A 26,311-nucleotide genomic window follows, 5' to 3' on the forward strand; every position below is an offset into this window, starting at 1 on the left:
GTATCATCCAGCGACATTTACTTCCAATTTTTATATTGACTTATATAGGATTTTTATGGCAGAGTGGATCCTCTTTCTTGACTGGTGGTTTAGATGTCTTCTAATGCGTTATCTGTTTTGGAAAAATAATATGTTTCCTCCTGTTTTTTCAGTAACATCGATTTTTATTTGGCCCTTCCTCAAATAAAAATACCCTATAGAGGGCTTTTTATAAGAGCCTGCTCTATAGGGTAAATTGATATACTTAAGGTATGAACATTTAATTTCCTTTTAGGAATTGTTACTTCCTTGTCCGCCATTGCTTCGTTTACCGCCTTTACGGCCGATTTCTTCATAGAATTCTTGATCATGATTACGGGAAGTAGCTTCTCCGCCTTTTTGTCCAATTTCTTCAAAGAATTCCTGGTCATGTTCTCTTGCAGTTTTGTTGCCGCCTTTTTGTCCGATTTCCTCAAAGAACTCCTTATCATGTTCTCTTGCGGTTTTGTTGCCGCCTTTTTGTCCTGCTTCTGAACGAGACATCTTGTTATTATTGTTTTTAGCCATTTGAATCTACCTCCTTGAATTATTTTTTTCTTACATTACATATCTTCCACTATTGATTTATACTAAACATACATTCTTTCTTTTTAATAGAATTGTAATAATCTTTTATTTATTTTCACCTTCGTATTTTTTCGCCAATTCTTGCAAAACTTTATTTGCTACTTTCTCTTTTTCTGCTTTTTCTTTTTCTTCTAAAATAAAATGTATCTCGTCTTCTTTCGGTATATTAAAAAATTTCTTTTTACCTTTAGCTTCTTTTGGCACCATTGGTATCACCCTTTCCATTTTAGAGTCTGGCGTTAAGTTCCTGGTTAACAAAATTCTTTCTTTTCCTCCAAACAAAGCCATCCCCTTTTGTAATGAAGGCTACATCAACCGGAAGCCCTACTGATTCAGTAGCTCTGCTTACCCTTCTTTTAAAAGAAGTCAGATTAATTAATGTTTCAGCCATATCTGCAAGGTCCTCTTTTGGTAAGGATCGGACAATACCAAGAAGAGGTTTAATATAATTACTCTGCTGATATTCCCAAACTGCTTCTTTAATCGATTGATATACATCTTTACCCAGTTTTTCTATGTTTGTAACATGATCATTAGAAAAAGAGATATCTTTTATATGCTGTTGAATCTGATTGGGATACTCCGTTAGCACTTTTTGTATAATGCTGAAGATGGCATCCTCCATATCCGGCTCAATTCCTCCCATAAAGGAATCAATCATCTCCCTCTGGGCAAAAGGTACAATCGCAGCAGTGCCATCTTCTTGCTGATTGGTATAACTAATCTGTTTTTCCAGTTCTTTTGTATATTTCAGTTGACCGAGAATAAACCCTTCCAAACGAAAACTTAATAAATGGGGGAATAAATCTTTTTCACCAAAACCTGCAATTACAAATCCACTGCTACCAGTACTAAAGTAATGACTTCTTGCAGTTTCATATGCTAATATTATAAGTTTCTCCTTTAATGTTTCGGTAAGCTTAAATGAAATTATTTCTTCTTCAATTTCATTAATGGTCACATGGTATTTCTCTTTAAACTCTTCAAAGTTCAATGCTGGAATGATCTTATCCTTCTTTTCAAACTCCTCTATATTACGATCAATGTACACACTCATCAAATTTTCTACTATAGTGTTGGTTGCTTCTTCTTCGCTTTGATTAATATCATCTTCTATCTCTCGAACAATCTGTTTTAATATCCCGGAAAAGGTTCGATAAATAATTACCTCTTCAATTTGAGAATTTTTAAATCTCTCATCATGCCGGAGGAAATCTAAAAAGTCTTCCATATATTGATTAAGAGTAGAAAAAGTTCGGGTTCCCAAAAATTCGCGATAAGATTTAATAATAACTTCCCACGGTATCTCCATAAACGATGCCGCACCATACACCATGATCCCTACTGCTTGTTCGCCAGATAAAGAAAAAAGCTTGTTTGCAGAATTATAAACTTTTTTAATATCATCGCGTCCACTCGTAATGGCACTATCTGCCGCCAATGCCATCCCTTGTTTATTCATGATTGCTATTTCTGCAGTCATATTAACCCTCCTCTCTATTAGTTATTATCCTTAAACCTTATCAATCAAACTAAAAAGATGAGTACTGATAACATTGCAGGAGCTGGTCTCAACAAGATTCTCTGCAAACAAAAAGCATTAGTTTTTCAATTGAAAAAACTAATGCTTTTTGTTTAAGCCTGTGTTTGAACCATATTATTGATGGATATGGAAGAATCATCATTGAAATGGATCATTATTCTATTTGCCTATTTCTGATTTTCAAAATGCAAACGCTGCTATGAGAGCAATTTTTTCTTTCTTTTCGTATTTTCACTTTAACTGTGGAATTGTAAAAAACTGGTCTTACAAATTCAACATTCATGTTACGAGGCAAAGCACTATAATCACCACCAACTATTGCTGGTGGACTTAGCATCAATAACCTTTATACCAGAAGTCGCCATTATTTAACTGAGGGGACACGATGAATTTATTCCCCTAGGACTTTGTATATAAGTGGGGCCGGCTAAAAGCCATCCCCAGTAAACAATCTTTTTTATTAATTTTTGATTAAACCTTACGAACATTAGTTGCTTGTGGCCCACGTTGACCCTCTTCCATGTCAAAGGTAACGTCTTGACCTTCATCCAATGTCTTAAAACCTTCACCTTCTATAGCTGAAAAGTGGACGAATACATCGTCTCCACCTTCACGCTCGATGAATCCAAAACCTTTGTCACTGTTAAACCACTTTACTTTACCTTGTTCCATTTTGTTCCCTCCTAGCATGTAAACATAGTCCGTTAAAATTGCAAGGTAAACTTGCATCATTATTTTGTCCAAAAGCTTTAGAATTAACCGCATAATACTGTTTTTAAGAGAAATAATAAGTTTGTTCTTACCCTTATTAAGTTGGAGGTTAGACAAATGGATAAAGCATTTCAACCGAAAGATACGGGAAAATTAACGAATGAACACTAAAGTACTAAGAAAGACAGAAGAAGAGAAGAAGCACTTACTTCTCATGGTACAGAACCAATTAAACACCTTACTAAATAGTAATTACCAACTTGTTTTCGGAAGGCGAGCATTTTAGTGTGCTCACCCTATATTTGGAGGTGAAAGGTGAACATCGATACTCAGATTTTATTATAGGGCTAATTATCCTTTAATAAATTTTTCTGGTTTTTTGTTAAGCATATCTCCCGGTAGCCTCTGTACAATTTTCCAAACTCGCCTTTACTAAAAGGCTGCACTCCACAAATTGATCTTAATGGGAAAGTGATTTACCTAAATATGTATGAAGTTCAAATAAAATCATTAAACCAGAATGATGCAATAAAACCCTAAATAAAACAAAGCATAAAATCTCCAAAAGGAAACTTCATGCTTCAGAGTATTATTTTTATGAGTGTCATTGCCGTTATTTTTTTGAAGCAATATGGCTGCCAAATTTTCATTTTAGATTCCTCCCTCAACAACTATTTTATATTCGACCTATGCATCCGAATCTAAATCTATTAATACTAATGACTTTGATTCAATTGATTTAGATTCTATAGATTTTGAGAACATACCTAAAGAGCTTTCATACTCACGAATTTTTTCAGCAAAACGGTCTAACACTTCTGCAACTTGTTCCCTGGTCAACGGCATTTTTGGTTTATTTCCATCAAAATAACCTTGCATCACTTGTTTTTTCCACACTCCTGCTGCCCATTCACTAGGTTGGTTACTTCGATTGATCATTATTTCGCATCCTATGTAAAAACATCAGGTTGTTAAAAAAATCAGAATATACACGATTTTAGACATAGTCATGCTAGTTACTTGATTAATAGAAATGCATTCCAATCTATTATCGCACAACGTTTAGGACATATCGATATAGGGACAACGTTAAATATATATAGTCACCTTTATCCAATTACAGAAAAAGAAGCCGTACTTCACATGGAAGACGACTTCAAACCTGCTCAAATATATCATTTTAAATAAAAATGTTACCACATTTGTTACCACCAAATCCAATACGTTGTCATATCAACGTTTATAGGCGATTGATGGAGACGGTGGGAATCGAACCCACGTCCAAGGATATCGGCACTCAGGCTTCTACACGTGTAGTTGGTATATTCATGTTTCGCTGACTGTTCTGCCTACCAACAGGCATCCCTAGCAGCTAGTCTGATTAGTCTCTTCTACAAATCCGCAGACGGAGGATCGTAGCGTAGCCCACTAATAAGTGAGACCCTTCAATCTGCCACATGGGCGATAGCAGGAAGGATCCTTTAGTCAGTGCTTAGGCAGCTGCTAAAGAGTAATTGTTTTCTTTGCCAGTTATTATTGGCGTTAACGTTTTACGAGTCGTAACCTCGACGCGCAACCAGAGCTCGACCTACCCCTGTCGAATCCGTAACGTCCCCTTAATAAATAAGAAGATACGGATAAGAGTACTAAGCTCTTATATATGAAGTTGTTAGTTTCTAACCGATAAATCTATTATAGCATATTTCTAGTATTTTTCAAGTAAACAGGATTTCCAATTCCAGTTAACTGCGATCTTTGATTGCACGATCCATATCACGTTTTGCTTGCTTCTGTTTTAAATCTTCACGTTTATCATATTTTTTCTTCCCTTTACCTAAACCAATTAGTATTTTCGCAAAACCATTTTTTATATATACTTTTAGTGGAACTAATGAATATCCTGCTTGTTTTGTTTCCCCAATTAATTGATCAATTTGTTTGCGGTGCAGCAATAATTTCCTTGCACGTGTTGGTTCATGATTATAACGATTTCCTTGTTCATATGGAGAAATATGCATATTATTTAAATAAACTTCTCCGTTTCTAATTGTCGCAAAGCTATCTTTCAAGTTAACCTGACCTTTACGAATCGACTTAATCTCAGTACCTTGCAAGACAAGCCCTGCCTCATATGTTTCCTCTATAAAATAATCGTGGTTTGCTTTACGATTTTGTGCGATAACTTTTCCTTCATTTTTTGCCATGACTATTTCCTCCTAAATGTTCCGTACACATATTGTAGCAAAAATCATACAATTGCGCTAACAGAGGAAAAAATTTAGTAACAAAGACAGATTAAAAAAGCTAGCATTCCCTCCTTTATTAGGGAATGCATATATTTTCATTGAACTTAACACTTGTCTGCTTCTGCTTTTTAAAAGACAAAATAGAAACTTAAAGTACTTCTATTTTCTTTTCTTTTTCCGTCCGTTTTTCTTTTTCGCTTTTGCACCAGATTTTTGAGCGTTTTTCGCAGTCTTCTTCAGACCACCTTTTTCTCTCCGTGCATTAATCACTTTTGGTCCATCTTTGTTCTCTCTGTTTTTTCTTGGTCTCATTCCAACAATCTCAAAATCAACTGCCCGCTCATCAAGGTTAACTTGGGCAACTTTAATTGTTATAGCGTCACCTACCTGGTAAACATTCCCTGTCCGTTCCCCAATCATCGAATAAGATCTTTCATCAAAATGATAATAATCGTCTGTTAAATAGCTGACATGAACTAAGCCTTCAACAGTATTCGGCAATTCGACAAACAAGCCAAAGTTAGTAACAGAACTGATTACTCCTTCAAATTCTTCGCCAATCTTGTCTTGCATAAATTCTGCTTTTTTCAGATCATCTACTTCACGTTCTGCATCAACTGCAGCTCTCTCTTTCATAGAGGCTTGACGAGCAATTTCAGGCATTTTCTCTTTCCAGTGTGCTCGTGTTTTTTCATCTAATTTTCCTTCAATTAAGTACGTACGAATCAGCCTGTGAACAATTAAATCTGGATATCGTCTAATTGGTGAAGTGAAATGTGTATAAAATTCTGTTGCTAAACCAAAGTGTCCGATACTTTGCGGATCATACTTCGCCTGCTTCATGGAACGTAACATTAATTTGGATATAATAATGTCTTCGTCTGTTCCTTGTACTTCATCCAATACTTGTTGTAATGCCTGTGGATGGATCTCATTAGAGGTCCCTTTAACAACATAACCAAACCTTGCGATAAATTCGAAAAAGTTTTGCAATTTAGCAGGATCTGGATCTTCGTGAATACGATGAATAAACGGTACATCCATCCAATGAAAGTGTTCAGCAATGGTTTCATTAGCACACAGCATAAACTCTTCAATTAGCTTCTCACCGACAGAGCGTTCTCTTATGACAACATCTTTCGCTTTTCCATCCTCATCAACTAATACTTGTGCTTCCTTGAAATCAAAATCAATTGCACCACGACTGAATCGTTTATTACGTAAAACCTCTGCCAAATCACGCATTTCCTCAAACATAGGCACAAGTGGCTTGTATCTTTCTTTCTGTTCCGGATCCTCATCAACTAATATTTGGTTGACCGCTTTATATGTCATCCGCTCGGTTGTATTGATGACTGCCTGAAAGATTTCATGGTTAACAACTTCGCCTTTTTGGTTAATTTCCATGTCACAGCCAAGCACTAAACGATCGACATGCGGATTCAGAGAGCATATCCCATTCGATAATCGGTGAGGAATCATCGGGATTACTCTGTCAACTAAGTATGCACTTGTCCCACGTTCAAATGCTTCCTTATCAATTGGAGAATTTTCTTTAACATAGTGGGTTACATCTGCAATATATACCCCTAATTTATAGTTTCCGTTCGAAAGTCTGGAAACAGTAACAGCATCATCTAAGTCTTTCGCATCTGCACCATCGATTGTTACAATCGTTTCATTTCTTAGATCACGTCGATCTTGTAAATCTGTTTCAGAAATCTGCTCCGGAACACTCTCTGCTTGATCAAGTACTTCTTGTGGAAAGTCAATCGCAATTCCATTCTTATATATGATCGACAAGATGTCCATGCCTGGATCGTTCTTGTGACCAAGGATTTGGATAACTTCCCCTTCTGCGCTCATCCGTCCTTCAGGAAATTTTGTTATTTCTACAATGACCTTGTGACCACTAACAGCACCTTTTGATTGACCTTTTGGTACAAAGATATCATTCGGAATTCTCTTATCATCAGCTATAACGAAACCGAATGCGCCATTATCATCATATGTTCCGACAATTTGTTTCATTTGTCTTTCGATAATGCGGACAACAACCCCTTCAGCTCGTTTACCGTCATCATCACGGCGGTCTACACGCACAAATACGATATCTCCATTCATTGCTGACTGTAAATCTGATTGATTAATGTAAACATCATCCATCGACTCATCATCAGGGATAAGAAATGCAAATCCCTTTGCATGCATTTGAATCCTTCCCCTGATAAGATTCATTTTTTCCGGAAGACCGTAACGGTTTTTCTTTGTTCGAATTAATTCACCACTATCTTCTAAATTATTTAGTGCTTTCATCAACTCTGTAAATTGGTCTGCTTCTTCCAATTGTAAACTTTCCTCTATCTCCTGAACAGATAGAGGTTTCGTCGCATTTTCTTGGAAAAATTCGAGTATTTTTTGTTGGAGCTCCATCCAATCACCTCTTTCTCTTTCTATGTCCTTTATTATTATGGCAAATTACCAGTCAAGTGATGCGAAAAATTCGGCAATATCTTCATGTAACTCATCTTTTGCATTACTAAAAGTGATTGCGTGCCCTGCATTTTCATACCATTTTATTAGTTTCTGATCAGATTCAACCGTTTGATAGATGTAATTAGCACTATCTGTATTAATCATCTGATCATTGGCTGCCTGAACAACAAATGTTGGAGTATACAGCATATCAACATCCTCTTTTACACGTTCAATTGACTGGGCGATTTGCTGAAATAACTCTTTTGAATTGTCTAATAATTGATGAACTTCCTGTTCGATCGTCGCTTCATCTTTTTTCTCTAACTGTTTATATTCTTTAGCGAATTTTCTGAATCCTATCGTTAACTGTTCTTCATTATCGAAAAACATCGGGGAACACATCGTTACAACTGCTTGAAGAGGATTATTGCAAGCAAGGCGCAACCCTAAGACACCCCCAAGTGATAATCCAGCTACAGCAATTTTTTCATATCCCTCTTCTTGCAAATGCTGATAAGCCGCTTGTACATCTTCCCACCACTCTTCTGCAGTTGCTTCAACTAGTTCCTCAGGTGATTTTCCATGGCCGCGGTAAATTGGGGCAAAGCACGTATAACCTTTACTGTTTAAATATCTGCCAAGCATCCTAACATCAGCAGAATGGCCAGTGAACCCATGTAATAATAATACCGCTCGTTCATCCCCTTTAAACATAAATGGCTCTGGTTGTTTCATTTTCATTTCCGTTCGACTCCTTTTGAAAATAGCAATAATTGAAAAGAACATCCTTCGCATTGTCGCAAAGGATGCTCTTATAGTTGTTATGATCATTTCCTAAAAACAGGAGAATTATAACAAGTAAGCAATAGCAAAAGTTAATACGAAAAACAATACCCCTGTAATTACAGTACCTCTGTGCAGTACGGCATCGATACCTCTTGCTTTTTGTTTACCAAATAATTGCTCAGCTCCACCTGAAATAGCTCCAGATAAGCCTGCACTCTTCCCTGATTGAAATAATACCAATACGATTAATACAATTGCATCAATAATTAGCAAAGTCATTGCAGTTGCTAACATATGGCAAACACCCCCTAGACGTACAAATACATAATATCAATTTAGCACAATTTCGATCGGTTTAGCAAGTTATTTTACAATTTTCTAATAAAAAACATGGTAAAATATAGCTATCATATATTTTAAGAGGTGTTAATGTTGAAAAAAAGCAAATGGTTGGAAATGTCTGACCAAACTTCTGTCTATTTAAGAATATGGGATCCAACAGAAAAACCACGTGCCATTGTTCAAATTGCTCACGGAATGGCAGAACATGTGGAAAGGTATAATAATTTAGCGAAATTTTTAAACAAGCAAAACATAGCAGTTTATGGAAATGATCACCGCGGTCATGGTCAAACAGGTGCACGTCAAAATATGATGGGTTTTTTTAGCAATGAAAACGGATTTGACCGCACAGTTTTAGATTTAATAGAAGTTACTACATATATCCAAAGACAATATCCCAATATCCCAATTATTTTGTTAGGGCACAGCATGGGTTCATTTTTAGCAAGAAGATATTTAACGTTACATCACCAAATCAACCTGTCTGGCGCTATCTTAATTGGGACAGGTTATCAGGCAATGCCATTACTAAAAGCAGGAAAAATGCTTGTTAAGACTATTTCTAAAATAAAAGGAAAAACAGCCACCGGAAAGTTCCTTAATAAAATGACATTTAAGCAATATAATAAGAAAACTGAAAAAGAAACAGATTTTGATTGGATTTGCAGTAATAATGAAGTGGTTAAAGATTATATGAATGACCCTTATTGTGGTTTCATCCCGACAAATCAATTCTTCTATGATTTATATGAAGGAATAGAGAAAGTCCAGCAAAAACAAGCCATTAATCAGATTAACAAGAAAATTCCCTTGTTGTTACTTACAGGTGAGGACGATCCTGTTACTAATTATGGTAAAGGGATGGAAGCGGTTGTGCAATTATATCGCTTTTATAATATAGAAACAATTGAAAAGAAAATTTATCCAAATATGAGGCATGAAATTATAAATGAGGATAACCAAATTGCTTACAAGGATATAATAAACTGGATCAACAAACAAATCCCTTGTCAATCCGGCGTACAGTCATTATAATGAGGTTGCTACTTTGTTAAAATTTTTTACAAAAAATTAAAACTTTTAATTGTAATGTTGAAAAATAACTCCAAATAAGAGTAAAATTAAAAGGTAGCAATACATTAATTAAATATATACTTAGGAGGTTTTTTTATTATGGCAGTAGAAAAAACAGTAACAATCACAGATGAAACAGGAGTTCACGCGCGTCCAGCGACAGTACTTGTGAATAAAGCAGGTAGCTTCTCTTCAGAAATGACTTTAGAATATAATGGGAAGTCAATTAACTTGAAATCAATCATGGGTGTTATGTCACTTGGTATCCCGCAAGGTGCCCAAATCAAAATCATTGCTGAAGGTTCTGACGAGCAAGAAGCTGTAGATGCTGTTGTGGATGTCATTAAATCAGAAGGACTAGGAGAGTAATTCTTTCATGAGTAATTTAACAGGTATAGCGGCATCAAATGGGATTGCCATAGCGAAAGCATATAAATTAGCAGTTCCTGACCTTTCTTTTAGTAAGCAAACAGTAGAAGATACAAAAAGTGAAGTGGAACGACTAACAAGCGCACTCGAAGTATCCAAATCAGAGTTAGAGAAAATAAAAGAACATGCAAGAGCATCACTTGGTGATGAGCATGCGGAAATCTTTTCTGCTCACCTGCTGGTACTAAGTGATCCAGAACTCATTAACCCGATTAAAGACAAAATTGAATCGGAAAACGTTAATGCAGAAGTTGCCTTAGATGAAACAGCTCAAATGTTTATTCAAATGTTCGAAGGCATGGACAATGAATATATGAGAGAAAGAGCTGCTGATATTAAAGATGTAACGAAACGTGTAATGGCACATTTACTAAATGTATCATTTCCTAACCCTGCATTAATTGATGAGGAAGTTATTGTCATTGCAGAAGATTTAACACCATCAGATACAGCTCAATTAAATAAACAATTTGTTAAAGGCTTTACAACAAACATCGGTGGTAGAACATCTCACTCAGCAATTATGGCACGTTCACTTGAAATCCCAGCTGTTGTTGGTACGAAAAAAGTGACAACAGCAGTTAACGAAGGAGATCTTCTTATTATTGATGGTATCGATGGACAAGTCCTTATTAACCCATCAGATGATGAAGTTGCTCAATATAAGCAAAAACAAGAAGATTTTGAGAAACAGAAACAAGTATGGGCAAAATTAAAAGATGAACCAACCGTTTCCTCTGATGGAACCCATGTTGAATTAGTCGCTAATATTGGTACACCAGATGATGTACAAGGTGTATTAAATAATGGTGGCGAAGGTGTTGGTCTTTATCGTACCGAATTCCTTTATATGGGGAAAAATGAACTGCCTACAGAAGAAGAGCAGTTTGATGCCTATAAATCAGTATTAGAACAAATGGGTGACAAACCTGTTGTTGTTCGTACACTAGATATTGGTGGAGACAAAGAATTACCATATTTAGAATTGCCTGACGAGATGAATCCATTCTTAGGTTTTCGTGCGATTCGTCTATGTCTGGAACGTGATGATATTTTCCGTACACAATTACGTGCACTTCTCCGTGCAAGTACATACGGAAACTTAAAAATAATGTTCCCAATGATTGCAACATTAGATGAATTCCGTCAAGCGAAACAAATTTTACTAGAAGAAAAAGATAAGTTAGTTGGCGAAGGTGTGGAAGTCTCTGATTCAATTGAAATCGGTATTATGGTGGAAATTCCATCAACTGCAGTTATTGCTCGTCAATTTGCGAAAGAAGTCGATTTCTTTAGTATTGGAACAAATGACTTGATTCAGTATACGTTAGCCGCAGACCGTATGAATGAACGTGTAAGCTACTTATACCAACCATACCACCCTGCAATCTTAAACCTTGTTAACAATGTTATCGAGGCAGCACATGCTGAAGGCAAATGGGCTGGAATGTGTGGAGAAATGGCTGGCGATTCCATTGCCATTCCAATTCTTTTAGGATTAGGTTTAGATGAATTCAGTATGAGTGCAACATCCATTCTGCCTGCTCGTACACAAATCAAAGGACTTTCCAAAGAAGAAATGGCGTCTTACAAAGACCAATTGTTAAGCATGAACACTGCTGATGATGTAGAGGCATTTGTTCGTGAGAAAACAAATCAGTAAAATATCCTTTCTGAAATAAATAAGCTTATCCTTTTTTAAGGATAAGCTTATTTTATATCTTTTAATCGATCCCATGACAGCTAGACTCTATAAAATAGTCTCAAATATTTACTAATTAGGGAGTTTAATCATTATTCACCTGGTATTACTACATCTTCTTCCCATGCTAACATACCGCCAGCCATATTTGTTGCTTCTATTCCATTCGCTTCTAAATATTCTGTTGCACGGCCGCTCCGCGCTCCCGAACGACAAACCATATAGTAATGCTCGTCTTTGTCTAACTCATTCATTCGCTCTGGAATCTCGCCTAATCGAATATGTTTAGCTCCTGGAATCACTCCTGCTGCAACCTCATCATCTTCTCTTACATCTATAATGTTTAGTTTTTCTCCACTGTTCAGTTTCTCAGCTAGCTCTGCTGGTTGTATTTCTTTCATAATACTTACCTCCATAAAATTAATCACCTACATTATAACACGTACATCACTGAATAACGCAATCTTAACATCTTATGAACGGCTATTATTATTTAAGCAATAAATTACATAAACAGTATTATGAGCACTAACAATTTCACTAATGTACTAACTTAGTTAGTGCTAGTGCGCCACTGGGGGAAACAGTCGCTTTCCGTGGGCACGGCTTCAGCTAACTTGTTAAAGAAGCCCACTTTAACAATTGGATCTTCAGCTCGCGCTGTTCCCACAGGAGTCTCCTATTTCCCCCAGCTGGTAACATTCCCTGCACCAATAAGAGGATCGGACATAATACTTTTTATCCAGCAACAATAATTATAAGCGCAGGCACGTAAATTATCTCCTGTAATATCAGCATTACCAATAGAAAACAGATTTTAAGTGTAGTAAATAAACGTAGACTCCCTGTGGGATCAGCGGCCAAGTCGAGACCCCTTAGAGAGCGGTTTTTGCGAGCGAGGAGGCTAGACAGACCCCCGTGGAAGGTGAAGTTTATTTACGGAACGGGAATTTCGCAGCAAATCGAGTAACAATTCAGTGCTCATAATACTGCTTATGCTCTTTCATTGAATCTCTTGCTATCTATATAAAAAGATGAACTCTGATTATCAGAGTTCATCTTTTGGCTATATAAGCTTATTTATTTAAGTTATAGAACGCAGCTGGACCTGCATATTTAGCAGATGTTGCTAAAGCGTCTTCGATACGTAATAACTGGTTGTATTTAGCTACACGGTCTGTACGGGACGGTGCACCTGTTTTGATTTGACCAGCGTTTGTTGCCACTGCGATATCAGCAATTGTTGCATCTTCTGTTTCACCAGAGCGGTGAGAGATTACTGCAGTGTAACCTGCACGTTTTGCCATTTCAATTGCTTCGAAAGTTTCTGTAAGTGTACCAATCTGGTTCACTTTTACAAGGATAGAGTTACCTACACCTTGCTCGATACCTTGAGCTAGACGTTTAGTGTTTGTAACAAATAAGTCGTCACCAACTAATTGTACACGGTCACCAATGCGGTCTGTAAGAAGTTTGTGACCTTCCCAGTCGTTTTCATCTAGTCCATCTTCAATTGAGATGATTGGGTATTTATTGATCATTTCTTCATACCATGCAACCATTTCTTCAGATGTACGTACTACACCTTCACCTTTAAGGTTGTATTTACCATCTTCGTAGAACTCAGATGATGCTACGTCCATCGCAAGTTTTACTTCCTCGCCTGGTTTGTAACCAGCTGCTTCGATTGCTTCAATAATTGTAGAAAGTGCTTCTTCATTTGATCCAAGGTTTGGAGCAAATCCACCTTCATCACCTACACCAGTATTCAAACCTTTTCCACTTAATACTTTCTTCAAGCTGTGGAAAATTTCAGCACCCATACGAAGTGCTTCTTTGAATGATGGAGCACCTACAGGCATGATCATAAATTCCTGGATATCTACGTTGTTATCCGCATGCTCCCCACCATTTAAAATGTTCATCATTGGTGTTGGAAGAGTAGTTGCATTGAAACCACCTAAGTAAGTATATAATGGTACACCTAAGTGATCTGCAGCTGCATGTGCTGCTGCCATTGATACACCTAGAATAGCATTGGCACCTAATTTACCTTTGTTTTCTGTACCATCAAGTTCAAGTAAAAGCTGATCAATGATAACTTGACGAGTTACGTCAATACCCATTAATTCTGGTGCAATTACTTCATTTACGTTTTCTACTGCTTTTTGAACACCTTTACCTAAGTAACGACCTTTATCTCCGTCACGTAATTCTACTGCTTCATGTTCACCAGTAGAAGCACCACTTGGTACTAGAGCAGTACCGAATGCTCCTGATTCTGTATAGATTTCTACTTCAACTGTTGGATTACCACGAGAATCTAATACTTCACGTGCATATACGTCTGTAATGTATGGCATAATTATTACTCTCCTTTATTTTTAATATAGTTAATTATTTTTTATTAATGATTCGCCAGTCATTTCTTCTGGTTTGTCAACATCTAGTAAATCTAATAATGTTGGTGAAAGATCTGCTAAGATTCCTCCATCACGCAGCTCCACATTATCTTTTGTTACGATAACAGGGACAGGGTTTGTAGTATGTGCTGTCATCGGATTTCCGTTAAGTGTAACAACTTCATCTGAGTTACCATGGTCTGCTGTAATAATTGCATGACCACCTTTTTCGATGATTTTATCAACGACTTTTCCTAAACACTCATCAACTGTTTCAATAGCTTTAATTGTTGGCTCAAGCATACCAGAGTGTCCCACCATATCAGGGTTGGCGAAATTCAAGATAATCGCATTCTGCTCATCCTTATCTAATTCTTCAAGCAATGCATCAGTAACTTCATATGCACTCATTTCCGGTTTTAAATCATATGTTGCTACTTTTGGAGAATCAATAAGAATTCGTTTTTCACCAGGAAACTCTTGTTCACGTCCGCCACTCATAAAGAAAGTAACATGTGGATATTTCTCTGTTTCCGCAATTCTTAGTTGCTTCAAGTTATTTTGTGCGAGCACTTCACCAACTGTATTATCCAGGTTCACAGGCTCATAAGCAACATTCCCGTCAACTGTTTCACTGAAGTTAGTCAAACAAACAAAATTGATGTTTTTCGGTGCTTTATCCCCACGTTCAAAATCGCGGAAGTCCTCATTTGCAAATGTACGTGAAATTTGAATGGCCCGGTCTGGACGGAAATTACAGAATATTACTGAATCTTCGTCTGAAATGGTTGCTCTTGGCTGACCATCTTCATCTGTAATAACAGATGGGATCACAAATTCATCATAAATTTCTTTTTCATAAGAATCTGCCACAACTTCGAGTGGATCAGTATATTTAGGACCATTGCCGTATACCATTGCATCATATGATTTTTTCACACGATCCCAACGTTTGTCACGATCCATAGAGTAATAGCGTCCGGAAACTGTAGCAAATTCACCAGTACCATACTCTTTCATTTTATCAAGTGTCTGATTGATATAAGCAATGGCAGATTTCTGATCAACATCTCGTCCATCTAAGAAAGCATGCAGATATACTTTCTTTAAGCCATTATCTGCTGCAAGCTTCAACACTGCAAAAATGTGGTCTATATGGCTATGTACACCGCCATCTGACAGCAAGCCAAACACATGCAAAGCTTTGTCCTTGTTTTTAGCATGTTCAATTGCATTTAAAATCACTTTATTTTCAAAGAAGTCGCCATCTTTAATTGATAAGTTTACCCGCGTTAAACTTTGATAAACAATACGGCCTGCACCAATATTTAAATGACCAACTTCTGAATTACCCATTTGGCCATCAGGCAGTCCGACAGCTTCACCAGATGCAGTTAACTGGTTGTGCGGATAGTTATTCCAATAACGATCAAAATTAGGTGTTTTTGCTTGCTTTACTGCATTCCCTTTTACCTCATCTCTTATTGCATAACCGTCTAAGATGATTAGGGCTGCTAATTTGTTTTGGCTCATTTTGCACCAGCCTCCACTAATTGCAGGAATGAATCTGCCTCTAAGCTAGCACCACCTACAAGTGCACCATCAATATCGGATTGTGCAAGTAATTCATCAACATTTGCCGGTTTTACACTACCGCCATACTGAATACGAACAGCTTCACCAGCTGCATCTGATACCGTTTGTGCAACAACTTTACGAATATGTGTACACACTTCATTTGCTTGTTCAGATGTTGCAGTCTTTCCTGTACCAATTGCCCAAATTGGTTCATATGCAATGATAGATGCTTTTACTTGCTCATCAGATAAACCTTTAATTGCTGCTTTTACTTGTTTTTCGACAACGTTCATTGTTTCATTGCTTTCACGTTCTTCTAATGTCTCACCAACACAAATGATAGGAATTAATCCATGAGCGAATGCAGCATGAGCTTTTTTGTTTACTGTCTCATCCGTTTCAGCAAATAATTCCCGACGTTCAGAGTGACCTAAGACTACATAAGTTACCCCAATGTCTTTTAGCATGCTAGGACTTACTTCACCAGTAAACGCACCATTATCTTCAAAGTGCATATTCTGTGCTGCAATGGCCAAATCTGTTCCTTTTGCTTTTTCTACTAATGTTGGTAAGTATGGAAAAGGTGCACAAACTACTGATTCCACATTTTCACTTGAAGGTACTTTTGCTTTTGTTTCTTCAACAAATTGTACAGCTTCACCTATTAGTTTGTTCATTTTCCAGTTACCTGCGATTACTTTTGTACGCATCCTATCACCTCTCCTTTTCTTACTTGTCAGTTAAAGCAGTAACACCTGGCAGTTCTTTACCTTCCATAAATTCTAAAGAAGCACCACCGCCAGTGGAAATATGATCCATTTTATCTGCAAGATCAAATTTCTCAACAGCTGCTGCAGAGTCACCGCCACCAATTACAGTATACCCTTCTGTTTTACTTAATGCATCTGCTACGGCTTTTGTACCATTTGCAAAAGTATCCAATTCGAATACACCCATTGGTCCATTCCAAATTACCAGCTTAGACTCAGCTACTATTTTAGCATATTTTTCACGAGTTTTTGGACCAATATCTAATGCTTCCCAATCTGCTGGGATATTTTCGATGCTAACCTCTTGAGTGTTAGCATCATTTGAGAAGTCATCAGCAACAATAACATCTTCAGGCATTACGAAATTAACACCTTTGTCTTTAGCTTTTTGCATATATTCTTTTGCTAACTCAATTTTGTCTTCTTCTAAAAGTGATTTCCCAATTTCGTTACCCATTGCTTTAACGAAAGTATACGCAAGTCCACCACCAATGATTAAGTTATCCACTTTATCTAACAGGTGATCAATTACACCAATCTTATCTTTTACTTTCGCTCCGCCGACAATTGCTGTAAATGGACGATCAGGATCCGATAATGCTTTCCCTAGCACGTCTAGTTCTTTTTCAAGTAAGAACCCGGCTGCTGATGGAATATGTTCAGCAATACCAGCTGTTGATGCATGTGCACGGTGAGCAGCACCAAATGCATCATTCACATAGAAGTCAGCTAAGTCAGCAAATGCTTTCGCTAATGCCGGATCATTTTTTGTTTCACCAGCTTCAAATCGAACATTTTCGATAAGCAGAATATCGCCATCATTTAGTTCGCTTACTGCTTGATTTACTTCATCTCCGTAAACCTCATCAGTTTTCACAACAGATTTATTGATTAAATCACTTAAACGTTTCGCAACAGCATCCATGCGTAATTCTTCGACTACTTCCCCGCCCGGGCGGCCTAAGTGGCTTGCCAGAATCACTTTTGCACCTTGTTCAGATAAGTGCTCAATTGTTGGTAATGCTGCTCTGATACGTGTATCATCTGTTACTTCTCCGTCTTTCATCGGTACGTTAAAATCAACTCGGCAAAAAACCTTTTTCCCTTTAACATCAATGTCTTTAATTGTCTGTTTATTCATTGAATGGAACCTCCTTGGGATTAAATCCTTATTAAATTGGAAAACGAGAGGAGGATTGATCCCCCTCCCGTTTTCTAGCTAATTCTTATAGTCCTTGTGCTTTAAGGTATGCTGCTAAATCAACTACACGACTAGAGTATCCCATTTCGTTATCATACCATGATACTACTTTTACCATGTTACCTTCCATAACCATTGTAGAAAGTCCATCGATAGTAGAAGAGTTAGTGTTTCCGATGTAATCTACAGATACTAAAGGCTCATCAGAATATCCTAGGATACCTTTTAATTTACCTTCTGCTGCTTCTTTAAGCGCTCCGTTTACTTCTTCAACAGTTACTTCTTTATCAAGTTCTGCAACAAGGTCAACTAGTGAACCATCTGGAGTTGGTACACGCATTGCCATACCATTCAATTTACCTTCTAATTCAGGTAATACTAGTGAAACTGCTTTAGCAGCACCAGTAGTTGTAGGAATGATATTTTCAGAAGCTGCACGCGCACGACGGTAATCTTTATGAGGTAAGTCTAAGATTTGCTGATCGTTAGTGTATGAGTGAATAGTTGTCATCATACCGCGTTTTAAACCAAATGTATCATTTAACACTTTCGCATATGGAGCTAAACAGTTTGTTGTACAAGATGCATTAGAGATTACATGATGATTTGCTGGATCATATTTATCTTCGTTAACACCCATTACAACCGTAATGTCTTCATTAGATGCAGGAGCAGAGATGATTACTTTTTTCGCACCAGCATCTAAGTGTTTAGCCGCAGCTTCACGTTTAGTGAAGAATCCAGTAGATTCAACTACGATTTCCACACCTAAATCACCCCATGGTAAGTTAGCCGGGTCACGATCAGATAGTACTTTAATCTCTTTACCGCCAACTACAAGAGCGTCACCTTTTACAGAAACTTCCTCTTCAAGTTTGCCGTGAACAGAATCATATTTTAACAAGTGTGCAAGCATGTTCGCATCAGTTAAATCATTAACTGCTACTACTTCCACCTCATTATTTTTTAAAGCTTGACGAAAAACATTACGACCAATACGGCCAAAACCATTAATACCTACTTTTACTGCCATGCTAATATCCTCCTTAAGGTTGTACTTAATTTTTTATATTTAAAGGGAAATTCCCTTTAACAACTCTTTCGCTGCTGCCTCATCTGTAATAAGCACATTACTTTTTCCTTGCTTAAAATATGACTGGATCGCTTTTGCTTTTGATTTACCACCAGCAACAGCAATAACATACTGTGCTTGCTTCAACTCTTCAATTTGTATACCAACAGTACGAACTTTATAAACAACTTCCCCTTGTTCGTCCAGATAATAGCCAAAAGCTTCACTAACAGCATTGCCTGACCTTAACTTTTCTATTACGCTATCTGATGCTTTACGTCTCTTAGCCATTGTGAAGGCATCACCAATACTATGAAGAACAACTTTTGCATCGTGAACCATTTCTAAGATCTCTTTAATTGTCGGTTCTTCGATTATAGAGTGATATGAATCCTCACTTAGCGGATCCGGAACATAAAGCATACGATAATTGCCGTTTGCTTTCTTCGCCATTTGTGCACAAATCGTGTTAGCCTGGTTTTCCACCTGTTCCCCTAAGCCGCCACGTGCAGGGACAAACGTACATTTTGGTGCATGTAATAATGGTTTCATCTGATTAGCCACTTCTGCCATCGATGTACCACCTGTAACAGCTATCGTTTGATTGGAAGTTAATATAGTATTAAGGAACTGTACACATGCTTTCCCTAATTCTTCTTTAACAGAGGGTTGTTCATCACTATTCCCCGCAACGATAAATACTTGTTCCAATTGTAATTTATCCTTAATCTGTGATTCTAAAACACGAAATTCAGAAATTCCATTCATGAACTCAGCTAATTTCTCAATGACCGCATTTCCTTCTTCCGTAACTTGCATCCCTTTTGATGTCACTGCAATAAAGCCGTGTTTATTCAAAAATTCTGTTTCTGATCGAATAACACGCTCTTTCATTTGAAGATTATCGGATAAACTTCTGCGTCCAATTGGCTGCATCCGTTGTATGTATTGCAATATTTTATATCTTTTTTGCATGACATCTAAAATATCTGGGAACAATTTTTCTTGAATATCCAGTAATTCCTTCAATCGGAAACGCTCCTTTTTCGATACCGGGAAATATTTGTCCCTCCTAGTCAAAAATCGTCCCACATAGACTAAAAAAAATCAACTTCCATAAATGATTCTATCAAAGTGTTTATAATTTCTCAACTATTTTAGTCAATAATTTTTAGTTTTCAGAAAATTCGCCACTTTATCGTAATCCACTTTTCCAAAATCGGCAATTTCTCCCTCTACTTCGATCACCGGAATGATGAGATGATATTTCTCTAATAACGTATCATCTTCATATATATCTATTTCATCAATTTCGAAAAAGTACTCTGTTTGCAATAGCTCTAAAATCATTTTTGCATCCGTACATATGGAGCAATTTTCTTTTCCATATAATTTTACAGTCAATTCAATACCCTCTTCCATTATGAGGAGACAATGATTTTTCACACCATCTCCTCACATTTTTCTCTATGGTTGAAAAAGATGATCATTTTATTGCTTCTCTACCTGCTTCTACCATTTCTTTAAGTATTTTTGCAGAATCTCGCAATTGCTCCTGTTCTTTGTCAGTTAAGTTTAATTCAATAATTTCTCTGACACCATTCTCATTCAGAATTGCGGGTACGCCTATATATATATCCTCTAATCCATATTGGCCTTCCAGATAAGCAGACACTGTCACAATTGCATTTTCATTATTCAAAACTGCTCGTGTTAAACGAACTAACCCAAGACCAATCCCGTAATATGTTGCTCCTTTTCGCTTAATAATATGGTAAGCCGCATCACGAACATTTTCAAATATTGCTTTCATCTGTTCATGCTGATCAAAATCAGTAATACCCGCATACTTGCTTAATGGTACACCGCCTATCTGTACATGACTCCAAACAGGTAATTCTGAATCTCCATGCTCTCCCATTATATATGCATGTACATTTCTGGGATCCACCTCAAAATGTTCACCTAATAAATAGCGGAATCTTGCTGTATCCAGAATGGTCCCAGAACCGATAACACGCTCTTTCGGCAAGCCGGAAATTTCTTTTGTAAGTTGTGTAAGAATGTCTACTGGATTTGTTGCCACAAGGAAAATCCCTTGAAAATCAACATCCATTACTTTGTTTATAATACCTTTGAAGATTTGTGCATTTTTTGACACTAAGTCTAATCTTGTTTCTCCAGGGCGTTGATTTGCACCGGCTGTAATTACTACAAGGTCAGCATTATGGCATTCTTCATAGTCACCAGTTCTTATTCTCATCGGATTGCCAAAAGCCATGCCGTGATTCAAGTCCCTTGCTTCACCTTCTGCTTTCTCACGATCTAAATCAATTAGTACTAACTCATTTACTACTCCTTGATTTAATAATGCATATGCATAACTTGTTCCGACAAATCCAGTTCCGATAATTACGACTTTTCTTAACTTTGTTTTCTTACCAGCCATCAAAATCACCCCTAAACATTATTGAAGAACATTTGAATATATTCTTACTATATCCTATTTTTATTGGTGATAAAAGGCAGATATATGATAATATTGTGAAATGTTGAGCAACTATTCAATACTATGAACCATTTGATAATCATGACACCAATTTTTTTAGAGGTATTCAAAATTCATTCTTTCTCTGGATTATCTAGATTTTTATTTTGTACTTGTTTTGGTGCTTTATGAATTTGAGAGCCAGGTAGTCTCAATGGATAATTTACAATAAATTATCCATGCCATGTTGGATCCAACATGGCATTTTTTAGTAATCAATAGAAAGTAGATATAAGCTAACACTTAAGCTAAATCCTTAAAATTCGGGGAATTTATTATGAATCATTCAACGGAAAGTCGGCTTTATACTCTCACTATCATCCTTGCTATCCAGATATCTCAATCAAAATTTTGTCAAGAGAGATGGAAAAGGGTTTTGAAACCAGAGGATAAAGTCCAATCGATATGATATGGATGGTTTGATACAGTGGATAATGAAACAGCAGATTTTTGTAGTGGAATAAAATAAAGAGTACGCGCTCGGAGGGATTTGAACCCCCGACACATGGTACCGGAAACCATTGCTCTATCCCCTGAGCTACGAGCGCATATTTAAATAGCGACATTTTTTATTATAACTAATACACCCAATCTTTTCAATGGTAAATTTCGCATTTTTCTAGATGAGCATTCATAAACTGTTCAAGACAGTTGTTTAAACAATGGGAAAAAAGGGAAAGATGTTGTTATAATACATAATTGTTCATAATGCGGTTCAAATCTTTTGACCTTATTTGACCATTAAGTTATGATGAAAATAGTTAAAGATTTATTAAATTTAGAAGCAACATAAGGAGGAATTTTTTTTATGAATTTAATCCCTACAGTTATTGAACAAACAAACCGTGGTGAGCGTGCCTATGACATTTACTCTCGCCTTTTAAAAGACAGAATCATTATGCTGGGCAGTGCTATTGACGATAATGTATCTAACAGTATTGTTGCACAGCTTCTATTCTTAGCTGCAGAAGATCCTGATAAAGATATTTCATTATACATCAATTCACCAGGTGGATCAATCACTGCTGGTATGGCAATATATGATACAATGCAGTTCATTAAACCAAATGTATCAACAATCTGTATTGGTATGGCAGCATCTATGGGTGCCTTCCTTCTTGCAGCTGGTGAACCCGGCAAACGCTTTGCCTTACCAAACAGTGAAGTAATGATTCACCAGCCATTGGGCGGAACTCAAGGTCAAGCATCTGATATTCAAATCCATGCTAACCGTATTATAGAAATGCGTAAAAAATTAAACCAAATTTTAGCAGATCGTACAGGTCAACCACTTGAAGTAATCGAAAAAGATACGGATCGTGATAACTTCATGACAGCTGAACGTGCAAAAGAATATGGCCTAATTGATAGAGTAATGGAAAAGAAGCCGGCTGATTTAAACTAATAGGAAAACCCAGCTTTTAGTGGCTGGGTTTTTTGCTGTTTTATGTTCCTTCAACAAAGCTTGCTAAGTCTTCCAGTGCCTCTTGATCATCTGGACCATCTGCAATCAGCTTAATTTCATTTCCTCTCGCTAATGCTAAGCTCATCAAACCCATGATACTCTTTGCATTGATTCTTTTTTGATCTTTTTCAATAAAAATTTCTGAAGAATAACTGTTAGCTTTTTGTACAAATTGAGCTGCAGGACGTGCTTGCAAACCTGGTTCTACGTCAATAATGACATTTTTTTCCACCATCTTTAAAGCCCCTCTCTTTGTAAGCGTTACCATAATTATAATACTATACTATCCCCTTATTTATTACCAATAAAAACGATTTTTAAATTCGATACATATATAATTGTCTTTAACAAGCCCGGACTGCTCTTTTGATGTTTCATGCTTATTAAAAATAATCCCCGAAGAGGATAACCTGTTCTTCGAGGATTATAGTAAGCTTTTAATTATTTGTTGTAACATTCTCATTACGTAATTGTTCGGCAAATTGATCGATTTTTTTCAAGCGATGATTAATGCCTGATTTACTGATTTTACTGCCTGATACCATTTCACCTAACTCTTTTAGTGAAACATCTTGATGCTCCATTCTCAATTCCGCTATTTCCCGTAATTTATCAGGTAATGCTTCTAGTCCAACTGTTTTTTGAATATATCGGATGTTTTCTACTTGTCTAAATGCTGCACCGATTGTCTTATTTAAGTTTGCCGTCTCGCAATTTACTAAGCGATTAACAGAATTACGCATATCCCTTACAATTCGAACATCCTCAAACTTAAACAATGCTTGATGTGCACCAATGTAATTTAAGTATTCTGTAATTTTTTCCGCTTCTTTTATATAGGCAATAAAGCCTTTTTTCCGCTCTAAAACTCGCGCATGAAGGTTATAGTCATTCAATAAATCACATAATGCTTGATTATGTTCTTCGTAAAAATTATATATTTCCAAATGATAAGATGATGTTTCTGGATTGTTTACAGAACCACCTGCCAAAAAGGCCCCGCGCAAATACGCTCTCCGGCAGCATTCTTTTTGTTTATATTTATCTGATATTGTACGAATAAATTGATATGGTTCAATCAAGATCTCCATATCGACTAACATATTTTTCACACCTTCATTCATTCGAACAATATATACATTGTTTTTTTTCAATTTCATTTTCTTTCTCACAAGTAATTCGACGGGATATCCATAAAGACTTTTAATTAATGTATAAATACGGCGAGCGATGGCCGCATTTTCTGTTTGGACATCTAATGAATAATGAAGCCTTGAAAAAGATACTGCGCCATTCATGCGAATTAATGCAGCAAGTTCCGCATGGTTGCAGCATGGCTCATTCTCAATAGTTGTTAACTCTTTTTTAATCTCTGATGCAAATGACAACTTTCTCCCCCCATTTTTTCCCCTACAATAAAGAAACGAGAAGATTGGCAATTTTTTCTGTATCATGCCTTAATGAATTGTTTTTCACTTTAACAATATCCTCTTCAATAATTTCTAATCCTATGCTTTTCAGGCGATCTAAATCATATTTAACTGGCTCTGCTTGTTCTTCTGCATAGACTAATTTCATATTAGGGTCAATTTCTTTATTATGGACAATTACTGATTGAATACACCCTGGACCAATATGGTCTGTTATTGCCAGTACATGGTCACCTACTGTATATCCATTTGTCTCACCGACCTGGGTCATGACATTACAAACATAAACAACATTTGCTTTTGTATCTTTCAATGCTTTTCCTATTTGCGGAACGATCAGATTAGGAAGGATACTTGTATAAAGACTTCCTGGGGAAATGACAACAAGATCCGACTGGTGAATAGCATCAACTGCTTCTGGCAAAGGTAAAACAGGATTAGGTTTTAAAAAAACACGTTTAATTTTCTTCTCCTCTTTTGGAATATTTGATTCACCAGTAACAATAGTACCATCATCATATTCTGCATGTAAGAACATACTCTGATTAGCAATCGGATAAATATTACCTTTGACATTTAGTACACGGGAAATTTCTTTAATCCCTCTATAAAAATCACCTGTAACAGAAGTCATTGCAGCGAGCAGCAGGTTCCCCATCGAATGTCCTGATAACCCGTTTCCTTTTGTAAAACGATGCTGGAATAAATTCATCAACATTGGTTCCACATCAGATAATGCTGCAATTACATTTCGGATATCCCCTGGTGCTGGAATCTCCATCTCTGCCCGAAGTTTTCCTGAGCTCCCTCCATCATCTGCAACTGTTACAATGGCAGACAGGTCGATATTATGCTCTTTTAAGCCACGCAATAGCACTGGCATGCCAGTTCCTCCGCCAATTACTACTACCTTTTTTATATCTGAGTGTGTCATAAACGTTATCCCTTCCGCTTGTCAATATCACGATGACTGACATGAGTAACATAGTTTTTTTGGAAATACTTTGCTAAATATTCAGCTATAGCTACCGAACGGTGTTGTCCGCCAGTACATCCAATTGCGATCACGAGTTGACTTTTCCCTTCCCTTTTATATTGCGGTAACATGAATTGTAATAAATCGATTGTTTTATCTAAAAACACTTTTGTATCTGACCATTTAAATACATAGGAAGAAACTTCTGTATTGAGTCCTGTAAGTGGCCGCATATGTTCGACATAATGCGGGTTTGGCAGGAAACGTACATCAAAGACAAGGTCAGCATCGATCGGCAATCCATACTTAAATCCAAAGGAAAGCGTATGAACAGAAAAGATCTCTTGTTCTTTCTCACTATATCTATCGACAATTTTTTCTCTGAGCTCTTTTGGTTTCAATTTAGATGTATCAATAAAATGCTGTGCACGACCTCGCAGTTGGTCCAAAATCGTTCTTTCTGCATGAATACCTTCTAAAGGGAGACCATTTTGTGCAAGAGGATGTGAACGTCTTGTCTCTTTGTATCGGGACACTAGTACTTGATCACTTGCATCTAAAAATAATATATGTTCCTCGAGCCAATTTTCTTGGCCCAATTGGTCTAATGCTTCAAATAACGAATCAAAGAATTCGCGCCCTCTCAAATCCATTACAAGTGCTACTTTCTGGATATTATTCGTTGCATCACGCATTAATTCTAAGAACTTTGGTAACAATGCCGGGGGAAGATTATCGACACAATAGTAGCCTAAATCTTCGAAGCTTTGTACGGCCACTGTCTTCCCAGCACCTGACATACCTGTAATAATTACTAACTTAGTCTCTTCTGAAGGTGTCCCCATACAATGCAAACCTCCCTTAATAATCTTTCTATTAAATAATTTTATCAATAAAAAAAACGGTCGTCCGTAACATTTTTTTGGTTTCACCTATCTATTATACACGTAGA

Annotated in this window: 27 protein-coding genes, 1 tRNA gene, 1 other RNA gene and 1 pseudogene; 6 read left to right on the forward strand and 24 right to left on the reverse strand. The window is 36.8% G+C overall.

Annotated elements, in window-relative coordinates; all coding sequences use genetic code 11:
- Positions 1 to 270: 270 nt before the first annotated feature.
- From ACFOY7_RS17590 to ACFOY7_RS17605, 4 genes are all read right to left on the reverse strand, one after another.
- Positions 271 to 546, reverse strand: coding sequence for a KGG domain-containing protein (locus tag ACFOY7_RS17590; RefSeq protein ID WP_390253937.1), 276 nt, complete (start codon positions 544 to 546; stop codon positions 271 to 273).
- 105 nt (positions 547 to 651) lie between these two features.
- Entirely contained in the window at positions 652 to 813 is a 162-nt protein-coding gene (locus tag ACFOY7_RS17595) for a hypothetical protein (RefSeq protein WP_390253939.1), read from the reverse strand.
- Positions 814 to 832: 19 nt separating this feature from the next.
- The gene (locus ACFOY7_RS17600) at positions 833 to 2,089 is read right to left on the reverse strand and encodes a hypothetical protein (RefSeq protein ID WP_390253941.1); all 1,257 of its coding nucleotides are present in this window, start codon (positions 2,087 to 2,089) and stop codon (positions 833 to 835) included.
- 531 nt (positions 2,090 to 2,620) lie between these two features.
- Entirely contained in the window at positions 2,621 to 2,821 is a 201-nt protein-coding gene (locus ACFOY7_RS17605; protein WP_390253943.1) for a cold-shock protein, read from the reverse strand.
- A gap of 199 nt (positions 2,822 to 3,020) precedes the next feature.
- Here ACFOY7_RS17605 and ACFOY7_RS17610 point away from each other — a divergent pair, with 199 nt between their 5' ends.
- The gene (locus ACFOY7_RS17610; protein ID WP_390253945.1) at positions 3,021 to 3,146 is read left to right on the forward strand and encodes a hypothetical protein; all 126 of its coding nucleotides are present in this window, start codon (positions 3,021 to 3,023) and stop codon (positions 3,144 to 3,146) included.
- Positions 3,147 to 3,547: 401 nt separating this feature from the next.
- Here ACFOY7_RS17610 and ACFOY7_RS17615 read toward each other — a convergent pair whose 3' ends face one another.
- Positions 3,548 to 3,799, reverse strand: a complete 252-nt coding sequence (locus ACFOY7_RS17615; protein WP_390253947.1) for a hypothetical protein — start codon at positions 3,797 to 3,799, stop codon at positions 3,548 to 3,550.
- A gap of 48 nt (positions 3,800 to 3,847) precedes the next feature.
- Between ACFOY7_RS17615 and ACFOY7_RS17620 the strand changes: the two are divergent.
- Positions 3,848 to 4,048: pseudogene (locus tag ACFOY7_RS17620) on the forward strand (tyrosine-type recombinase/integrase); the annotation flags it as partial.
- Between the two features lie 63 nt (positions 4,049 to 4,111).
- On the opposite strand, the gene ssrA reads toward ACFOY7_RS17620, so the two are convergent.
- The 5 genes from ssrA to secG form a co-directional block, all read right to left on the reverse strand.
- Positions 4,112 to 4,476, reverse strand: a transfer-messenger RNA (tmRNA) gene (ssrA, locus tag ACFOY7_RS17625).
- Positions 4,477 to 4,602: 126 nt separating this feature from the next.
- Entirely contained in the window at positions 4,603 to 5,064 is a 462-nt protein-coding gene (smpB, locus tag ACFOY7_RS17630) for an SsrA-binding protein SmpB (RefSeq protein ID WP_390253949.1), read from the reverse strand.
- Between the two features lie 201 nt (positions 5,065 to 5,265).
- Positions 5,266 to 7,539, reverse strand: a complete 2,274-nt coding sequence (rnr, locus tag ACFOY7_RS17635) for a ribonuclease R (RefSeq protein ID WP_390253951.1) — start codon at positions 7,537 to 7,539, stop codon at positions 5,266 to 5,268.
- A gap of 45 nt (positions 7,540 to 7,584) precedes the next feature.
- The gene (locus ACFOY7_RS17640) at positions 7,585 to 8,325 is read right to left on the reverse strand and encodes an alpha/beta hydrolase (RefSeq protein ID WP_390253953.1); all 741 of its coding nucleotides are present in this window, start codon (positions 8,323 to 8,325) and stop codon (positions 7,585 to 7,587) included.
- 108 nt (positions 8,326 to 8,433) lie between these two features.
- On the reverse strand, positions 8,434 to 8,664 hold the full coding sequence (gene secG / locus ACFOY7_RS17645) for a preprotein translocase subunit SecG (protein ID WP_390253955.1): 231 nt from the start codon (positions 8,662 to 8,664) through the stop codon (positions 8,434 to 8,436).
- Positions 8,665 to 8,802: 138 nt separating this feature from the next.
- On the opposite strand from secG, the gene ACFOY7_RS17650 reads away from it, so the two are divergent.
- From ACFOY7_RS17650 to ptsP, 3 genes are all read left to right on the forward strand, one after another.
- Positions 8,803 to 9,747, forward strand: coding sequence for an alpha/beta hydrolase (locus ACFOY7_RS17650; protein WP_390253957.1), 945 nt, complete (start codon positions 8,803 to 8,805; stop codon positions 9,745 to 9,747).
- A gap of 138 nt (positions 9,748 to 9,885) precedes the next feature.
- Complete coding sequence (locus tag ACFOY7_RS17655; RefSeq protein ID WP_390253959.1) at positions 9,886 to 10,155, forward strand: phosphocarrier protein HPr; 270 nt, start codon at positions 9,886 to 9,888, stop codon at positions 10,153 to 10,155.
- A gap of 7 nt (positions 10,156 to 10,162) precedes the next feature.
- Positions 10,163 to 11,878, forward strand: coding sequence for a phosphoenolpyruvate--protein phosphotransferase (gene ptsP, locus ACFOY7_RS17660; protein WP_390253961.1), 1,716 nt, complete (start codon positions 10,163 to 10,165; stop codon positions 11,876 to 11,878).
- Between the two features lie 131 nt (positions 11,879 to 12,009).
- On the opposite strand, the gene ACFOY7_RS17665 is transcribed toward ptsP, so the two are convergent.
- The 10 genes from ACFOY7_RS17665 to ACFOY7_RS17710 form a co-directional block, all read right to left on the reverse strand.
- Entirely contained in the window at positions 12,010 to 12,318 is a 309-nt protein-coding gene (locus ACFOY7_RS17665; RefSeq protein ID WP_390253963.1) for a rhodanese-like domain-containing protein, read from the reverse strand.
- A gap of 675 nt (positions 12,319 to 12,993) precedes the next feature.
- The gene (eno, locus tag ACFOY7_RS17670; protein WP_390253964.1) at positions 12,994 to 14,280 is read right to left on the reverse strand and encodes a phosphopyruvate hydratase; all 1,287 of its coding nucleotides are present in this window, start codon (positions 14,278 to 14,280) and stop codon (positions 12,994 to 12,996) included.
- Positions 14,281 to 14,310: 30 nt separating this feature from the next.
- The gene (gene gpmI / locus ACFOY7_RS17675) at positions 14,311 to 15,852 is read right to left on the reverse strand and encodes a 2,3-bisphosphoglycerate-independent phosphoglycerate mutase (RefSeq protein ID WP_390253966.1); all 1,542 of its coding nucleotides are present in this window, start codon (positions 15,850 to 15,852) and stop codon (positions 14,311 to 14,313) included.
- Positions 15,849 to 16,607 carry a triose-phosphate isomerase gene (gene tpiA / locus ACFOY7_RS17680; RefSeq protein WP_390253968.1) on the reverse strand — a complete coding sequence of 253 codons (759 nt, stop codon included), beginning with the start codon at positions 16,605 to 16,607 and terminating at the stop codon, positions 15,849 to 15,851. The genes gpmI and tpiA overlap by 4 nt, the downstream gene beginning before the upstream one ends.
- 19 nt (positions 16,608 to 16,626) lie before the next feature.
- Positions 16,627 to 17,808, reverse strand: a complete 1,182-nt coding sequence (locus ACFOY7_RS17685) for a phosphoglycerate kinase (RefSeq protein WP_390253970.1) — start codon at positions 17,806 to 17,808, stop codon at positions 16,627 to 16,629.
- Between the two features lie 85 nt (positions 17,809 to 17,893).
- Positions 17,894 to 18,901 carry a type I glyceraldehyde-3-phosphate dehydrogenase gene (gene gap, locus ACFOY7_RS17690; RefSeq protein ID WP_390253972.1) on the reverse strand — a complete coding sequence of 336 codons (1,008 nt, stop codon included), beginning with the start codon at positions 18,899 to 18,901 and terminating at the stop codon, positions 17,894 to 17,896.
- Between the two features lie 39 nt (positions 18,902 to 18,940).
- Positions 18,941 to 19,969 (reverse strand): sugar-binding transcriptional regulator, encoded by a 1,029-nt coding sequence (locus ACFOY7_RS17695; RefSeq protein WP_390253974.1) that lies wholly within the window; start codon positions 19,967 to 19,969, stop codon positions 18,941 to 18,943.
- Positions 19,970 to 20,101: 132 nt separating this feature from the next.
- On the reverse strand, positions 20,102 to 20,344 hold the full coding sequence (locus ACFOY7_RS17700; RefSeq protein WP_390254160.1) for a glutaredoxin family protein: 243 nt from the start codon (positions 20,342 to 20,344) through the stop codon (positions 20,102 to 20,104).
- Between the two features lie 82 nt (positions 20,345 to 20,426).
- Positions 20,427 to 21,389: an L-lactate dehydrogenase gene (locus tag ACFOY7_RS17705; protein WP_390253976.1), complete on the reverse strand. Its 963-nt coding sequence runs from the start codon at positions 21,387 to 21,389 to the stop codon at positions 20,427 to 20,429.
- Positions 21,390 to 21,963: 574 nt separating this feature from the next.
- Positions 21,964 to 22,036 (reverse strand) — tRNA-Arg (locus ACFOY7_RS17710).
- Between the two features lie 260 nt (positions 22,037 to 22,296).
- On the opposite strand from ACFOY7_RS17710, the gene clpP reads away from it, so the two are divergent.
- Positions 22,297 to 22,893 (forward strand): ATP-dependent Clp endopeptidase proteolytic subunit ClpP, encoded by a 597-nt coding sequence (gene clpP, locus ACFOY7_RS17715; protein WP_390253978.1) that lies wholly within the window; start codon positions 22,297 to 22,299, stop codon positions 22,891 to 22,893.
- Positions 22,894 to 22,933: 40 nt separating this feature from the next.
- Here the strand turns inward: clpP and ACFOY7_RS17720 are convergent, their stop codons facing one another.
- The 4 genes from ACFOY7_RS17720 to rapZ form a co-directional block, all read right to left on the reverse strand.
- The gene (locus tag ACFOY7_RS17720; protein WP_390253980.1) at positions 22,934 to 23,188 is read right to left on the reverse strand and encodes an HPr family phosphocarrier protein; all 255 of its coding nucleotides are present in this window, start codon (positions 23,186 to 23,188) and stop codon (positions 22,934 to 22,936) included.
- 202 nt (positions 23,189 to 23,390) lie between these two features.
- Positions 23,391 to 24,341, reverse strand: a complete 951-nt coding sequence (gene whiA, locus ACFOY7_RS17725; protein WP_390253982.1) for a DNA-binding protein WhiA — start codon at positions 24,339 to 24,341, stop codon at positions 23,391 to 23,393.
- 22 nt (positions 24,342 to 24,363) lie between these two features.
- Positions 24,364 to 25,317: a gluconeogenesis factor YvcK family protein gene (locus ACFOY7_RS17730; protein ID WP_390253984.1), complete on the reverse strand. Its 954-nt coding sequence runs from the start codon at positions 25,315 to 25,317 to the stop codon at positions 24,364 to 24,366.
- A gap of 5 nt (positions 25,318 to 25,322) precedes the next feature.
- Positions 25,323 to 26,204 carry an RNase adapter RapZ gene (gene rapZ, locus ACFOY7_RS17735; RefSeq protein WP_390253986.1) on the reverse strand — a complete coding sequence of 294 codons (882 nt, stop codon included), beginning with the start codon at positions 26,202 to 26,204 and terminating at the stop codon, positions 25,323 to 25,325.
- Positions 26,205 to 26,311 lie beyond the last annotated feature (107 nt).

Source organism: Gracilibacillus xinjiangensis (assembly GCF_042651765.1).
In the GTDB taxonomy this organism is placed as follows: Bacteria; Bacillota; Bacilli; order Bacillales; family Amphibacillaceae; genus Gracilibacillus; species Gracilibacillus xinjiangensis.

Coding starts and splice junctions, on each gene's coding strand:
- ACFOY7_RS17640 (WP_390253953.1), bottom strand. CDS start 8,325: ATGAAAATGAAACAACCAGAGCCATTTATGTTTAAAGGGGATGAACGA.
- eno (WP_390253964.1), bottom strand. CDS start 14,280: ATGCCATACATTACAGACGTATATGCACGTGAAGTATTAGATTCTCGT.
- ACFOY7_RS17655 (WP_390253959.1), top strand. CDS start 9,886: ATGGCAGTAGAAAAAACAGTAACAATCACAGATGAAACAGGAGTTCAC.
- ACFOY7_RS17605 (WP_390253943.1), bottom strand. CDS start 2,821: ATGGAACAAGGTAAAGTAAAGTGGTTTAACAGTGACAAAGGTTTTGGA.
- smpB (WP_390253949.1), bottom strand. CDS start 5,064: ATGGCAAAAAATGAAGGAAAAGTTATCGCACAAAATCGTAAAGCAAAC.
- clpP (WP_390253978.1), top strand. CDS start 22,297: ATGAATTTAATCCCTACAGTTATTGAACAAACAAACCGTGGTGAGCGT.
- tpiA (WP_390253968.1), bottom strand. CDS start 16,607: ATGCGTACAAAAGTAATCGCAGGTAACTGGAAAATGAACAAACTAATA.
- ptsP (WP_390253961.1), top strand. CDS start 10,163: ATGAGTAATTTAACAGGTATAGCGGCATCAAATGGGATTGCCATAGCG.
- ACFOY7_RS17595 (WP_390253939.1), bottom strand. CDS start 813: ATGGTGCCAAAAGAAGCTAAAGGTAAAAAGAAATTTTTTAATATACCG.
- ACFOY7_RS17720 (WP_390253980.1), bottom strand. CDS start 23,188: ATGGTGGAAAAAAATGTCATTATTGACGTAGAACCAGGTTTGCAAGCA.
- gap (WP_390253972.1), bottom strand. CDS start 18,901: ATGGCAGTAAAAGTAGGTATTAATGGTTTTGGCCGTATTGGTCGTAAT.
- ACFOY7_RS17600 (WP_390253941.1), bottom strand. CDS start 2,089: ATGACTGCAGAAATAGCAATCATGAATAAACAAGGGATGGCATTGGCG.
- ACFOY7_RS17610 (WP_390253945.1), top strand. CDS start 3,021: ATGAACACTAAAGTACTAAGAAAGACAGAAGAAGAGAAGAAGCACTTA.
- gpmI (WP_390253966.1), bottom strand. CDS start 15,852: ATGAGCCAAAACAAATTAGCAGCCCTAATCATCTTAGACGGTTATGCA.
- ACFOY7_RS17615 (WP_390253947.1), bottom strand. CDS start 3,799: ATGATCAATCGAAGTAACCAACCTAGTGAATGGGCAGCAGGAGTGTGG.
- secG (WP_390253955.1), bottom strand. CDS start 8,664: ATGTTAGCAACTGCAATGACTTTGCTAATTATTGATGCAATTGTATTA.
- rapZ (WP_390253986.1), bottom strand. CDS start 26,204: ATGGGGACACCTTCAGAAGAGACTAAGTTAGTAATTATTACAGGTATG.
- ACFOY7_RS17685 (WP_390253970.1), bottom strand. CDS start 17,808: ATGAATAAACAGACAATTAAAGACATTGATGTTAAAGGGAAAAAGGTT.
- ACFOY7_RS17665 (WP_390253963.1), bottom strand. CDS start 12,318: ATGAAAGAAATACAACCAGCAGAGCTAGCTGAGAAACTGAACAGTGGA.
- ACFOY7_RS17705 (WP_390253976.1), bottom strand. CDS start 21,389: ATGGCTGGTAAGAAAACAAAGTTAAGAAAAGTCGTAATTATCGGAACT.
- rnr (WP_390253951.1), bottom strand. CDS start 7,539: ATGGAGCTCCAACAAAAAATACTCGAATTTTTCCAAGAAAATGCGACG.
- ACFOY7_RS17590 (WP_390253937.1), bottom strand. CDS start 546: ATGGCTAAAAACAATAATAACAAGATGTCTCGTTCAGAAGCAGGACAA.
- ACFOY7_RS17730 (WP_390253984.1), bottom strand. CDS start 25,317: ATGACACACTCAGATATAAAAAAGGTAGTAGTAATTGGCGGAGGAACT.